This is a genomic window from Flavobacterium sp. GCM10023249 (genome assembly GCF_042653365.1).
In the GTDB taxonomy this organism is placed as follows: Bacteria; Bacteroidota; Bacteroidia; order Flavobacteriales; family Flavobacteriaceae; genus Flavobacterium.
The window spans coordinates 1-14149 of the sequence record NZ_JBHSHZ010000016.1; the positions used below are offsets into that span (position 1 = coordinate 1).

Annotated in this window: 13 protein-coding genes and 1 other RNA gene; 6 read left to right on the plus strand and 8 right to left on the minus strand. The window is 34.6% G+C overall.

What is annotated here, in order from left to right:
- The coding region (locus ACFO7M_RS13510) for a PKD domain-containing protein (protein WP_379736213.1) at nt 1-1742 on the minus strand (1742 nt) is incomplete at its 3' end.
- Nucleotides 1743-2121: 379 nt separating this feature from the next.
- Between ACFO7M_RS13510 and ACFO7M_RS13515 the strand changes: the two genes are divergently transcribed.
- The 3 genes from ACFO7M_RS13515 to ACFO7M_RS13525 are packed head-to-tail and all read left to right on the plus strand — an operon-like array spanning nt 2122 to nt 5653.
- On the plus strand, nt 2122-2604 hold the full coding sequence (locus ACFO7M_RS13515) for a SixA phosphatase family protein (protein ID WP_379736215.1): 483 nt from the start codon (nt 2122-2124) through the stop codon (nt 2602-2604).
- A 5-nt stretch (nt 2605-2609) separates the two neighbouring features.
- Nucleotides 2610-4724: a polyphosphate kinase 1 gene (ppk1, locus tag ACFO7M_RS13520; RefSeq protein WP_379712958.1), complete on the plus strand. Its 2115-nt coding sequence runs from the start codon at nt 2610-2612 to the stop codon at nt 4722-4724.
- Nucleotides 4725-4762: 38 nt separating this feature from the next.
- Nucleotides 4763-5653, plus strand: a complete 891-nt coding sequence (locus tag ACFO7M_RS13525; protein ID WP_379712956.1) for a Ppx/GppA phosphatase family protein — start codon at nt 4763-4765, stop codon at nt 5651-5653.
- A 25-nt stretch (nt 5654-5678) separates the two neighbouring features.
- On the opposite strand, the gene ACFO7M_RS13530 is transcribed toward ACFO7M_RS13525, so the two are convergent.
- The 3 genes from ACFO7M_RS13530 to dnaX are packed head-to-tail and all read right to left on the minus strand — an operon-like array spanning nt 5679 to nt 8668.
- Nucleotides 5679-6884, minus strand: a complete 1206-nt coding sequence (locus ACFO7M_RS13530) for an alpha/beta hydrolase-fold protein (RefSeq protein ID WP_379736216.1) — start codon at nt 6882-6884, stop codon at nt 5679-5681.
- Between the two features lie 33 nt (nt 6885-6917).
- On the minus strand, nt 6918-7646 hold the full coding sequence (locus ACFO7M_RS13535) for a DNA polymerase III subunit gamma/tau (RefSeq protein WP_379712954.1): 729 nt from the start codon (nt 7644-7646) through the stop codon (nt 6918-6920).
- The gene (gene dnaX / locus ACFO7M_RS13540) at nt 7583-8668 is read right to left on the minus strand and encodes a DNA polymerase III subunit gamma/tau (RefSeq protein ID WP_379712952.1); all 1086 of its coding nucleotides are present in this window, start codon (nt 8666-8668) and stop codon (nt 7583-7585) included. The genes ACFO7M_RS13535 and dnaX overlap by 64 nt, the downstream gene beginning before the upstream one ends.
- 194 nt (nt 8669-8862) lie before the next feature.
- On the opposite strand from dnaX, the gene ACFO7M_RS13545 reads away from it, so the two are divergent.
- Nucleotides 8863-9159: a hypothetical protein gene (locus tag ACFO7M_RS13545; RefSeq protein ID WP_379736218.1), complete on the plus strand. Its 297-nt coding sequence runs from the start codon at nt 8863-8865 to the stop codon at nt 9157-9159.
- On the opposite strand, the gene ACFO7M_RS13550 is transcribed toward ACFO7M_RS13545, so the two are convergent.
- Nucleotides 9118-9426 carry a hypothetical protein gene (locus tag ACFO7M_RS13550; RefSeq protein ID WP_379712948.1) on the minus strand — a complete coding sequence of 103 codons (309 nt, stop codon included), beginning with the start codon at nt 9424-9426 and terminating at the stop codon, nt 9118-9120. The genes ACFO7M_RS13545 and ACFO7M_RS13550 overlap by 42 nt on opposite strands.
- Nucleotides 9427-9624: 198 nt before the next feature.
- Nucleotides 9625-11406, minus strand: a complete 1782-nt coding sequence (locus ACFO7M_RS13555) for a tetratricopeptide repeat protein (RefSeq protein ID WP_379736220.1) — start codon at nt 11404-11406, stop codon at nt 9625-9627.
- A 75-nt stretch (nt 11407-11481) separates the two neighbouring features.
- Here ACFO7M_RS13555 and rnpB point away from each other — a divergent pair.
- Together rnpB and ACFO7M_RS13565 are read left to right on the plus strand one after the other, a co-directional pair.
- An RNA gene (gene rnpB / locus ACFO7M_RS13560) (RNase P RNA component class A) lies at nt 11482-11799 on the plus strand.
- A gap of 29 nt (nt 11800-11828) precedes the next feature.
- On the plus strand, nt 11829-12710 hold the full coding sequence (locus ACFO7M_RS13565) for a cupin-like domain-containing protein (RefSeq protein WP_379736222.1): 882 nt from the start codon (nt 11829-11831) through the stop codon (nt 12708-12710).
- A gap of 8 nt (nt 12711-12718) precedes the next feature.
- Here the strand turns inward: ACFO7M_RS13565 and rsmD are convergent, their stop codons facing one another.
- Together rsmD and ACFO7M_RS13575 are read right to left on the minus strand one after the other, a co-directional pair.
- Nucleotides 12719-13324: a 16S rRNA (guanine(966)-N(2))-methyltransferase RsmD gene (gene rsmD / locus ACFO7M_RS13570; protein ID WP_379736223.1), complete on the minus strand. Its 606-nt coding sequence runs from the start codon at nt 13322-13324 to the stop codon at nt 12719-12721.
- A complete protein-coding gene (locus tag ACFO7M_RS13575) occupies nt 13315-14139 on the minus strand; it encodes a DUF3822 family protein (RefSeq protein WP_379736225.1) in 825 nt (274 codons plus the stop codon). The genes rsmD and ACFO7M_RS13575 overlap by 10 nt, the downstream gene beginning before the upstream one ends.
- Between the last annotated feature and the right edge of the window lie 10 nt (nt 14140-14149).

Here is a 14149-nt window from a genome sequence, read left to right on the forward strand (position 1 = left end):
ACCGACCAGTTTCTGGTGATCGTGTAATTGGCTGAACATGCATCGTCTTGTCCTGCAAAAGTTTCAGAGTATACGACTTGTACACTGTTGTCACAATTATCAGAAGCAGTCAATATAGCTGGAGCCGGAACGTTATCACATTGTACCGTTACATCGCCAGGAAGTTGACCGTTGAATACGGGTTTTGTAGTATCTTGAACAGTAATAATTTGTGTATGTGAAGACGTATTTCCACAAGCATCGTTAAAAGTCCATTTTCTGCTGATACTATATTGGCTTGAACAGGCGGTACTAGAAGTGGTATCTACTCCTTGTACTGTAATTGCACCACTACAGTTGTCATTAGCAGTTAAACTCGAATTGGCTGGTACATTATCACAAGAAACAGTTATGTTTTGTGGTAACACAGCGGGTAACGAAGGAGCAATGGTATCCTCTATGTTAATGATTTGAACATCCGAACCTACATTGTTACAAGCATCTTTCGCATAGAAAGTTCTGGTAACCACAATAGGACAGCTGCCAGATTTTACATCTATATAGCTAATTATTAGACTTCCACCTGAATTATCGGTTGCGTTTCCACCTAAAGCTTGTAATTGCGCTAAAGTAATTACTACTTCAGTATCACTAAACGGTAAAGCAGTAATTGCACTTTCATTACAACCTTCTAAAGTAATGTCGTTTGGAGCAGTTACTACAGGCGGTACGGTATCTCCACCAGCTATAACATAAGTAGCTGATTTACTACAGTTCAAAGCATCTTTTACAGTCACAGTGTAGCTACCGGCTGTCAAATTGGATATATCTTGATTCGTACTGCCGTTACTCCATAAGTAAGTGTAAGGAGCAGTTCCTCCTGAAACTGAAAGATCAATTGCTCCTGTATTTCCACCCGAACAACTAAGATTGGTGATATTGGCTGAGAGTATAATCTCAGAAGGAAAAACAATCGGAACCATATAGGAATTAACGAGATCTTGCGAGTCGGTTACGGTTAATTTTGCAGTGTAATTTCCTGGTAAACTATAAGTGTGTGATGGATTTGCAAAAGTAGAATCAGTTGTTCCGTTATTATCGAAATCCCATGCATAACTATACGGAGGAATACCTCCATTGGTAGTTGATGTAAACTGAATAGTCGATTGATTTCCATTGGTACATCCTGTATATGTAAATTGTACCGCTAATGGTTTAGATATAACCATATTTGGAGAAAAGTCACATTGAGAATTGCTATAACTGTTACAAGTATAGTTTGGACCTGGGTCTTGATTCGCACTGGTTCTCCATGCTACAAGAATATTGTTTAATAGTAATTCCTGACCACAAGTCCAGTTAAACGGACCATACAGATGTACTTGACCGGCACCTGGCGCAATCGTTCCGTTATTGTTCAATAAAACATTCAAAGGAGTGACAACACCATCAATAGACAAATCGGCAAAGAAGCGAGTGTAATAAATGTTGGAGTTTGCATTTGAAGTATAATTCAACAAAATATATACTTGTTGAACATTTCCGATGGTACAAGTGGTGTTTGTAATAGGCACACCATATACATCGGTAAGGCTTAGGAATACATCTGTCAGCGTATAATTGTTGGAAGTACAATTATAACCGCAGGTTCTTAAGTCAAGCTGTTGCGAGAATGATAAATTTGCATAAAGTGAAACTACAAGTGTTAGGATCACTTTGAGCAGACTTCTTCCCGGTAACATTAGAGTATTACTACTTTCCATACGCTAAAAGTTTTAGTTAAAATAAAAGAGACAGGAATTCGGCCGTAATTGCTAAAGCGATAACGACGAATAGAACAAGCCACTAAATTTTAATGGTTTCTACATCGGTTTAGAATAAATTCTGAAGTGGTATTTTAACTTATTCTTTTAAGTTGGAGAACAAACATTGAAGTGGTATTTTTTGTTTATTCTTCTTTAAGAGGAAAACCTTTGGGTATTTTCCTGATTCAAATGTAAAATAATATTTCTTACGGAAATTCTTTACAGGGGCATTTTCGATGAAGTAACCAATATTTCCTTTGAATTAACAATTTTTTTGTAATTTACTTAACATTTGGAAAATCAGGTTACTACCAAAATAATTAAATACCGTTAGACTATGAAATCACTAATTTTAGTTAGACATGCGAAATCAAGTTGGGATTTTGGATTGGATGATAAAAAAAGACCATTAGCAGAAAGAGGAACCACGGATATTCAAAAAATTGGAAGTTCTGCCCAAGTTTTCCTACCCAATGATCTTACTATTTGGTGCAGTACAGCAGTTCGAGCAACCGATACCGTCTATCTTTTCTGTAAAAAAGCCGGTTTGGACAGCGAAAAAATAATTTTTAAAGAAAAATTGTACACTTTTGATGAAGCACAACTGGAGAAAGAGATAAAAAAATGTGAAAATTCAGTGCAGAGTCTAATTCTTTTTGGACATAATGAGGCTATTACAAATTTTGTCAATAAATTTGGTGATAAATACATTGAGAATGTTCCTACTTCGGGTTTTGTATACTTACAATTTGAAGAGGTTTTTTGGGAAAACATTAACAAAGGAAAAGTTATTAAATATATTTTTCCGAAAGATATATAGATTAAATGCAAGCCATCGAAAACAGATACATTGATCGTGAGAAGAGCTGGTTAGCCTTCAATTTTAGAGTATTACAAGAAGCAGCAGATGAAAGAGTTCCTTTACTAGACCGATTACGTTTTTTAGGTATCTTTTCGAATAATTTGGATGAATTTTTCAGAGTGCGTTATGCAGCTATCCGACGTTTAAGTATTTCAGGTGAAAAAAGCGATAAAATTATTGGAGATACCACTCCACAAGATTTAATCAAAGACATTACCGAAACGGTTATCGAACAACAATCGGAAAGCTTACGTATTTTGAGTGTTATTGAAAAAGAACTTGAAAAAGAAGGTATTTTCATCATTAACGAAACCGAAATCAATAAAGAACAGGAAAATTTTTTACGAGATTTCTTTATTCAAAAAGTCAGTCCCGAATTAGTGACAATTATCTTGAATGATTTGGAAGAGTTTCCATTGTTAAAAGATACTTCGGGTTATTTGGCAATCAAGTTGGTTATGAAACCTAAAGAATCTTCCTCGATTTTGGAAAAAATCAAAATCAAGAAAGATGTACGCTATGCTGTAATTGAGATCCCAAAGGAAATCAATCGTTTTGTTGTATTACCATCGAATTCAGACAAGCAATACATTATATTATTGGATGATGTGATTCGTTACAATTTACATTCGATTTTCAATATTTTCGATTATGAAAGTATCTCGGCACACATGATTAAAATCACACGCGATGCTCAGTTGGAGTTGGATAGCGAATTACATAAAAGTTTTATTGAAAAAATTTCATCTAGTGTTAAAGACAGACGTTTAGGGGAACCTGTACGATTTGTGTATGACCAGTCAATCGATAAAGATACCCTTAAGTTTTTCCTGAGAAATATGGGTATTGATTCCAAAGACAGTATAATACCGGGAGGTCGTTATCATAACCGCCGGGATTATATGGATTTTCCTAATCTGGGACGCTATGATTTATTGAATAAAGTCAATACACCATTACCGGTTGTGGGATTAGGAATGGAAGGAAGTATTTTAAAAATGATTGAAAAAAGAGATTTTTTAATTAATACACCGTATCAATCCTATGCGTATATCATTAAGTTTTTGCGTGAAGCAGCTTTGGATCCACATGTAACAGCAATTAAAATTACATTATACCGTTTATCAAAAAACTCTCAGATCATCAGTTCTTTGATTAATGCAGCAAAGAATGGTAAAAAAGTAACCGTGCAAATTGAATTACAGGCGCGTTTTGATGAGGCTAGTAACATTTCGTATGCAGAAATGATGCAAACGGAAGGAATTGAATTGATTTTCGGTGTGAAGGGATTGAAGGTGCATTGTAAATTATGTTACATCGATCGAATTGATGAACATGGTAAATTAAAACGTTACGGATTTATTTCGACGGGTAATTTCAATGAAGCTACAGCAAAAGTCTATACAGATGTTACCTTATTAACGGCGCATCAACAGATTTTGAAAGATGCTGCAAAAGTGTTTGAATTTTTCCAAATCAATTATAGAGTACACCGTTACAAACATTTAATCGTTTCACCACATTATACACGTTCAAAGTTCATTAAATTTATTGATAGAGAAATATTGAATGCAACTCTAGGGCGCCAAGCTTACATTAAATTGAAAATGAACAGTTTGTCCGATACGAAGATGATTGATAAATTGTACGAAGCCAGCAGGGCAGGAGTCAAAATTCAATTGGTGGTTCGAGGTATTTGCTCATTAATCCCAGGTGTGAAAGGTATGAGTGAGAATATTGAGGCGATTTCTATTGTGGATGCCTATTTGGAGCATTCACGAATCTATATTTTTGGTAATGACGGTAATCCGGAGGTATATATCTCTTCGGCCGATTTTATGACCCGAAATCTGGATGCTAGAGTTGAAGTGACTTGTCCCATTTATGATGAGAATATCAAGAAGGAGTTGATTGAAACTTTCGAAATTGGATGGAAAGGAAATGTAAAAGCCCGATTCCATTCTGAAAAGTTAGATAACAAATACAGAATGAGAGGTGATAATCCTATATTCAGAGCACAACAAGAAACCTATAAATACTACCGTGATAAGATCGAAGTAGTAACCGAAAAAGTATAATTTATTTTATTTGGCCTAGCCAAAATTTGCCTTTAAGGATGATTACGATTAAAAAATATGCCGCAATTGATATTGGTTCCAATGCCATGCGCTTGCTTGTAATGAATATTGTTGAACAGGAAGGAAAAGAACCGCAATTCAATAAGAGTGCGTTGTTTCGTGTGCCGATACGTTTGGGACAGGATGCTTTTACTGTAGGTGAAATTTCTGAAGAAAATATCAGTCGCATGGTAGATGCTATGAAGGCGTACAAACTGTTAATGGGTGTTTATAAAGTAGAACGGTATATGGCTTGCGCAACTTCCGCCATGCGTGAAGCCTACAATGGAAAGGAAGTAGCAGACTATATTAAGAAAAAAGCAGATATTAAAATCGATATTATTGATGGTAAAAAAGAAGCAGCTATAATTGCAGCTTCGGATTTGCACCATTTCATTCGAACCGACGCAACCTATTTGTATGTCGATGTTGGTGGTGGTAGTACAGAATTTTCATTGTTCTCACAAGGAAAAATGATTGCTTCCAAATCATTCAAAAATGGTACTGTTCGTTTGCTTAATGATATGGTGAATGAAGTGGTTTGGGTTGAAATTGAAAAGTGGATTAAAACCCATACAGCGGATTATGATGATATAACGCTCATCGGTTCAGGTGGGAATATCAATAAAATTTTCAAATTATCAGGAAAAATGCAAGACAAACCGTTGTCTTACATTTATCTGAATACACAATACCAATACCTAAATTCATTGACATACGAGCAACGTATTGCCGAATTGGCATTGAATACAGACCGTGCCGACGTCATTATTCATGCTTTACGAATTTATCTGAATGCAATGAAATGGAGTGGAGCCAACAAAATTTATGTTCCTAAGATTGGTTTGTCAGATGGAATTGTGAAGGCAATGTATTATGATAAGATTTAAGTAAAAAATTACATATAGAATTTCATTATTGAAGATGTTTTTCTAACATTTCTTTGTAGTAGTCATTGTCTTCTTGTTGAAGGTTTAGACTTTTTAATTTTTTGAGACCTACTTTTGCTGCCTCAATGGCTTCCTTTTTTTGGTTCAAATTTTCCAACATTTCAGCTTTACTGTCATATAAATTGATGGAGTTAGGGTAAATTTCAAGAGCCCAATTAATTATGGAAAGCCCTTCTTTTGGATTTTTATTTTTTAAACTAAAATAAGCAAAACTATTGATTTCATTTTCACTTGGCAGATAAGTATAACCCAACCAGTTTGAAATGGATTTATAATGATTTTTTATTGATACTATAAATGGAATGGATGTATTTGATAGCATTTCTTCCAATTGAGAATCGTTTGGTTTTTTTATAATTTTAGAGAATTCCAATAAAGCTTCCGGTAATTCTTTTAGTATGGAGTTGCTGTGTGTGGCATTCTTCAAACGATCAAATTTGTATTTTAATCCTTTAACATTTGAACTAGTTATTATACTATCAAGTAATTGTATTCCCTTGCTGAATTTTTTTTCCGTTTCATCACTATCTCCAACAGATATACATAAATAAGAGTTGATTTCTTTTTTTGTAGTTACTAGATTTTTAATTTTTTTTTGAATTCCATATTTATCAAATTCTAAATTGGGACTGATTGCAATAAATGAATTAAAAATATTTTTGCCATCAGCAAATGAATTGACGATATAAGTTCCACCCAAAGAGTGTCCAATTCCAATTTTATATTGATTTATATTGTATTTTTTTTGGATTAGAGGAAAGACTTCGTTTATCAAATGTTTGTCTAATAATTCGGAGTAACCATAGCTTTTTTTGCTTTCCCACTTTTGTTTTTCCTCTTCGTCTTGGGGTATGGGAAGAAATTCTTTAGGCCTATCTTCAGTATATATGCCCACAACTATTGTGTTGCCCATTTCACCAATTGATCTAAGATAATTTACAGAATTAGCTACATAGTTAAATAAAGGTTCCCATTGACCATCTAATAAATAGATGACTTGAAATGTCTCATCTTTAAATTCTTCATAGTAGGAAGGTAAAAAAACGGCCAATTTGCGTTCTTTTTTGTATACATCCGAATGTATTGTGATTAGTTCTTTTTTTCCATCAACAGATTGAGAATATAAAGTAATAGAAAAGAAACTTAAAATGAGTATAAATATCCAATTCATATTTTTAAATTGTAATTTTTCAATTTTTAGGTTTTAAATATCCAAATCAAATGTTTTACGGAGTAAATCCAAAGCAGGATTCATTTCGTTCAAGCGATCGTATTTTTCTTGAGTTGTAAATGCTTTTTTGATTTCGATTCCTTCGTTGATTTTGATTTCAATCGTAATGTTATGGTTGTGTAATTTTCCACGTAAGTAACCTAGTAAATCGTGTTTTTCACCTTCAAAATCGATTTTAGAACTTTCATTAGGAAGCTCATGTATAATCGTTTCTCCTTCCAGTTTAGGATCATTGATCAATAAAAGTGACTCCACAATTTTATAGCCTTTGTTTCCTAAACGCTGGGCATATTTAATCCATTGCTCCTGCATTTGAGTTTCGGTGAAAGGTTCAGTGGGAAGATCGTCATGATGTCTTTGAACCGTATTCAATTGTGCTTCCAATTCTTTTTTTACACGTATACTTGAAAGGGAAAGCGCTGAAACTCTTGGTCCAGTTGTTACCGGTTGGTTTTCTTCTACCGGTTTTGTTTCTTGAACTTCAGGAACGCTGTTTGTAGGTTCAGGAACAATTTCGGTTTGTTGTGGAATCTTTTCTTTTGCAGGTTCGACAACCTCAACGCTTTTTGGAATATCCGTTTTGGGTTGTTGAACTTCTACAATAGAATAACCGGAATTTCTATAATAGGTTGGTGGAATTATAAAGGACTTAGCTTTTTTTTTTCTCCATCGAAAGTGATAGAGGCCAATTGCATCAGACAAAGTTCAACCAATAGTCGCTGGTTTTGTGAGACTTTGTATTTTAAATCACAATCGTTGGCTAAATCTATTCCTTGCAATAAGAAATCTTGTGATGCTTTCTGTGCTTGTTCACCGTATAATTTTTGTGCATGTTCACCGGCTTCGAGAAGCACTAAAGTTGCAGGGTTTTTGCAAACCAATAAATCTCTGAAGTGAGATGCTAAACCAGCAATAAAATGGTGACCATCAAAGCCTTTGGCTAAAATATCGTTGTATGCCAGTAATAATTCAGGGATTTTATTCTCCAGAATTAAGTCGGTTACTTTAATGTAGTATTCAAAATCAAGTACATTTAGGTTTTCGGTAACAGCGGCACGGGTTAAGTTATTTCCGCAATACGAAACCACGCGGTCAAAAATAGATAACGCATCACGCATCGCACCATCTGCTTTTTGAGCAATGATATGCAACGCATCGTCTTCAAAAACCACACCTTGACTTTGTGCTACGTCGGCTAGATGTTCTTTAGCATCTTTAACGGTAATTCTTTTGAAATCGAATATCTGACAACGTGATAAAATCGTTGGAATGATTTTATGTTTTTCGGTAGTTGCCAGAATGAATATAGCATGACGAGGCGGTTCTTCCAATGTTTTTAGAAAAGCATTGAATGCAGCCTGAGACAACATGTGCACCTCATCTATAATATATACTTTGTATTTTCCGGTTTGTGGTGGGATACGAACTTGATCGATCAAATTACGGATGTCATCTACCGAGTTGTTCGAAGCGGCATCCAATTCGAATACGTTGAATGCGAAATCTTCATTGGGATCGTCGTAACCTTCCTGGTTGATTTTTCGGGCCAAAATTCGGGCGCAGGTTGTTTTTCCAACACCACGAGGTCCTGTGAATAATAAAGCTTGTGCTAAGTGATTGTTTTCAATAGCATTCAATAAAGTGTTCGTAATAGCTTGTTGTCCAACAACATCTTTAAATGTTTGTGGACGGTACTTACGGGCTGATACGATGAATTGTTCCATAGCTTTTATTGGATAGCAAATATAGTTTTAAAATTTAAATATTAAAATGTTTTGGAGTTGAATGTCTTCTATTAAAAGTAGAAAATCGGAAAGAGAAAAAGTAAAGTCCTTAGTTCTTAGTCTTTAGCTCTTAGTAGTGTAAGAGTAGCCTACAGTACAGATCAAGAAGTCTCGGTGCCAAAGCAAAATGTCTTTTGACAGGAAGGAGTTCCAACTTGACAGGAGCAAGTTTTCATTTGACAGAAGCAAGTTTCTATTTGACAGGAAGAAGATTTCATTTGACAGGAGTGAAAAGTCTTTTGTCAGGAAGAAGTTTCTATTTGACAGGGAGAAGATTTCATTTGACAGGAGCGAATTCCAACTTGACAGAAGGAAGTTTCTATTTGTCAGGAGCAAGTTTTCTTTTGGTTGATGGAAGAAATCTTAATTTGTTAGTTTTTGGAGAAGGATTACAAGCCGCCTTTTCTAGCTTTAATGGTAAGACCTTTTAGGAATCGGGCCGATTCACATTCGGAGTTGGCAGAGAAGCCGGAGACAAATACGCCTTTTAATTTTCCGCTTTTAGAACAAATACCATATACGATTGCTTCGTCATCAGCACTGGAATCGCCTTCATGACGATAAATATGTACAATTTCAAAGTTGTGAGGTGCAGATTTAAATTCGCTATTGTCGATATTAAAATCGGTACTAAAACCCAATTCTTTCAACTCCTGCAACGCTACCATTACGTTTGCATAATTATATGTGTGTGCCATAGTGCTAATTAGAATAAGTATGGATTATAAAGTTACGATTTTCTATTTTTTTCTGATGAAAATAGTTGTTAAAACTATTAACAATAAAGTGTTTACAATCAATACAATAACAATAACGAATTGGTTTTGGAATAGGGGTGTTCTTTTATTGTTTTTTTTGGATGAAACTATTTTAAGATTTAGACTTCAAAACCAATTCTATTTACAGAAATCCATAAGAAGCGGATTGATTGGATAATTTAAGTTTTTGGCTTTCTTCAAGTCGGCACAATAATCATCATAATTTAAAAGGCGTTTAATTTCACCTCGAACATAGTAGGCATATCCTAAATTTGGATCTTCTTTGATGGCTTGATTACAATCCAATAAAGCCGCTACCAGATTAGCGTTGGAGCTTTCCACTTTCACTTTTAAAGGGAAATTCCAGTTGACGTTGAATAATTTGCCGTTGTATCCGCCACTAATGTATTGGCTAGTTACTTTATACCCTTTTTTAAGATTTATTTTGGCGATAGCGCGATTTACCGACACCACAGGTAACGACATTTTTATTTGAAGGCATTTATCAAAATCGGCAATTGCTTTTGGATAATCGCCTAGTTCCATATAGATAGTTCCTCTTACATTGTAGTAGTTTTCGAGTCCGAATTCCTTAAGATCGGGTGCTATTTTTATTCCTTTTTCAATTTCTGCAAGCGCTTCATCAAATTTTTCCAAAGCGAAATACGATTGTGCAGCACTCATATTATTTGTTGCAACAAACCCATCAGCATATTGTTGTACAGGCGATTCTTTTAAACCCGTGTTGTTTTTGTTTTGTTCAATATCAGCAATTAGATTCTCTCTGTTGGTATTTGAAGCATTGTAATCGGCTATTGCTTTTTCATAATTTTTAGATTCGTAATAGGCATTTCCCCTGAAAGAAAGGCACATGGCATTTGTTGGGAATTTTTCCAATCCTTTAGTATATATGGTAACTGCGTCATCGAATTTACCTAAGTTATAGTAAGCAATTCCACGTTGGTAAAAGTAGCTGGGTTTACTATCGTCACAGTAATTAGCGATTGCACCTTCCAATTCTTTTATTAATTCATTTTCAGGTTCGTATTCCTTTATAAGTTGTAAGGCTTTGGATAAATCATCGCAAGAACCGTTCATGTCTTCCAGTTTGTATTTGACTTTAGATCGATTATAGTATGCAAAGTAACCGTTTGGGAGCAATTCTATTGCTTTGGAATAATCTTGATAGGCCTTATCAAAATCACCCATATAGAAATAAAGTGTACCTCTCGCTGTATAGGAAGATTCCTGATTTGGGTTCAATTCGATGGCTTTATTAATGTCTTTGAAAGATTCTTTGTTTTTCATCTGATTGAAGAAGATTTCGGATCTTCCCAGATAATGTGCCTCATTGTTTGGTTCTAGTTCGATAGCTTTATTATAATCAATCAAAGCCAGCGTCAAATAATTTTCTTTTGTGTTGAATTTAGCTCTTGCCACATATAAGGCAGCATTGTTAGGACCTAATGTTATTGATTTGTTATAATCATTCAAGGCTCCGATTTTATCGTTAATGTAAAATCTGAATTGGGCTCTGTTACTATATAGAAATGGATTGTTTGGTTCATTGAGAATTCCTTTATCGAAGTATTCTGAAGCTTTGGTGTTATCATTCTTATGTGAATATATCTGCCCCATATTAGTATAGCAAACGCCACATTTGGGATTGATGGTAATCGCTTTTCGGTAGTATTTTTCAGCGATATCGAACTCTTTGTTTTCAAGATGTAAATACGCGAGCATTCTAGTTGCTAGTTCGTTCTTTGGATTTTGAGTCAGTTTTTTTTGAAAATGCGGAAACAGTTTTTCTCTTTGCCCGATTTGGGTCATGGAGTCCACGAATTTTTCATACTCTTCTTTCTTTTGAGCGTTGTTAATAAGGCTAATGAAAAGGAAGAACAGTAGTAGGAGATTTTTCATAGTAATAAATAGTTGCTGCAATCTACGAAAATACTTACTAAGGTAGGATTAGGAGCGAAAAAAAACTATTTTTGCCGAGCAGACCGCCTTATCGTCGTCTCGTTTAACGGGAGGGAGGAAAGTCCGGACACCACAGAGTAGCATAGCGGGTAACGCCCGCCCGTTGAAAGGCGAGGACAAGTGCAACAGAAAGTATGTACAGGTAATGCTGTAGTGAAACCAGGTAAACTCTATGCGGTGAAATGCCAAGTATATCAGCATTTAAGGGCTACTCGTCCGTTGCTGAAGGGTAGGCAGCTTGAGTCATGCAGTAATGTATGATCTAGATAAATGATAAGGGTTTCGTTTTTTAAAGACGAGATACAGAATCCGGCTTACAGGTCTGCATTTTTTTTGTATATTCGAATTTATTGTATTGAAATATGAAATTGAATTTAGTTGAGATTCCCAGAGTTAAAACCATTTCCAAAGACGATTTTTATAAGAATTACGTAAAAAAACAAAAACCCGTTGTAGTGGAGCAGCTAACAGAAGATTGGCCAGCCTACCAAAAATGGAATTTGGAATATATTAAATCCGTTGCGGGTGAAAAAATTGTGCCTTTGTACGATGACCGTCCGGTATCCCATAAAGACGGATTCAATGAAGCTCATGCGAAAATGAAAATGAGTGACTACATTGATTTACTTCAAAAAGAGCCGACTAATTACCGCATTTTTTTATACAACTTGATGAAAGAAGTGCCATTATTGAGAGATGATTTCAAATGGCCTAATATTGGTTTGAAGTTGATTAAACAATTACCGATGTTATTTTTTGGTGGTGAAAATGCCAAGGTTTTTATTCACTATGATATTGATTATTCGAATATATTACACTTTCATTTTCATGGTGAAAAACAATGTATTTTGTTTGATCCAGAGCAAACACCTTACCTATATAAAGTACCTCATTCCTTAATTTCGAGAGAAGATATCGATTTTGACAATCCTGATTTCGAAAAATTTCCTGCGTTGCTAAAAGCAAAAGGATTAGTGTGTAATTTAAAACACGGTGAAATGTTGTATATGCCCGAAGGGTATTGGCATTATATGCGTTATGTAACTCCAGGTTTTTCGATGAGTTTACGTGCTTTTCCAATGCGATTGAGCAGTTTAGCCAAAGCAGGTTATAACTTAGTTATTATGCGTCATTTTGATGTATTGATGCGAAAATGGAAAGGTCAGGCTTGGATTGATTATAAAAATGAAAAAGCGATAATCAATACCCATAAAATCTTAAATAAAAAAAGCGTTACTAAGTAACGCTTTTTTTATTCTTCTTCTGTATCGTCAAAAGGAGTATCGATTTCTTCCTCGTCATATTCTTCATCATCTTCCATGGCTATTTCGAAGAAAGAAAATACAGATCCACCGTAGGTTTTTGCATAGGAAAAATGTTCAAGCTGATCCAATTTAGTGTATTTGGAATGTTCGACAATCAGCATGCCTTCCTCATTGAGGATTTCATTTTCGAATAGTAAAGTCACGATTTTTTCAAAATCGGTTTGCTCCATTCCGTAAGGAGGATCGGCAAAAATGATATCGTATTTGCCTTTGTGTTTCTCAAGAAATTTGAAAACATCACTTTTGATCGCAGTAATGTCCATGTCAAATTCTTTAGCTGTTTTTTTTATGAAAGTGACACAACCCATGTCACCGTCGACACTCGTAATAGGCTCGGCACCCCGAGAAGCGAATTCATAGCTGATGCTTCCGGTTCCAGCAAACAAGTCCAGAATACGTAATTCTGCAAAATTGAAATTATTATTCAGAATATTGAACAACGCTTCTTTACACATGTCCGTCGTTGGGCGAACTGGTAAGTTTTTAGGCGGATTAATACGTCTTCCTTTGTATTTTCCTGAAATTATTCGCATCCGTGTATCAGTATAAAGTGTTGTAAATAATTTTGTTGTGTAATTTTCTGTTCCAAATCATTATGATCAATAAACAAAGAAACATTACGAATGTATTTGTATGCAATTTGGTATATATCGTGTTCTTTAGAGATAGAGCCAAAGAGTTTTAAAGGTAAAGTTTCGGGATTTAATTGAAGTTGTTCGAAAGTGAAAAGTAAATAATAAATGAAATCTTCTTTGCTTTTGAAATCAAAAGAATTAAACAATAGTAATTTTTGATTTTTTATGACAATCAATTGAAAATTATCCTTTTGGCAATGTACAAATGCTTGGGTTTCATCGATGTTTTTACTTAAATCAAGTAGCTTTTTGACTAAAATGGAATACGAATGTTTGTAATTGAAATTCCCGTAAATATCCATTAAAGCATTATTGATATTGGCATAAGGAATATAAACATTGTTCATTTCATAATTGGCAATTTCATCATAGGCGATAAAATCGTTTTCGAAAACTTTTACATTGTACTGAAGGTAACTTCCTAAATAGGCTTCATCAAATAAAACCTGTGGGACAAATGTGTTCAAATTGTTGTTGTATAACACGACAACATTGTCAAAATTAGACTGCAAAACAGCTGTGTTTTTAATGAAATCAATGATTTTATTCTCGATTTCAACAAAATTTGCCGATTGATCCAGAGGTAAATCGCCGAAAGTCTCTATTTTATCAGTTAATGTATCTACAATGCAAAATGATATTTCTGATAATGAAATCTGAAGGAGTAGTTTAGAATATTTTTTATCGAGAATGTTCGTACTTGCTGTATGCATTTCGGTATTT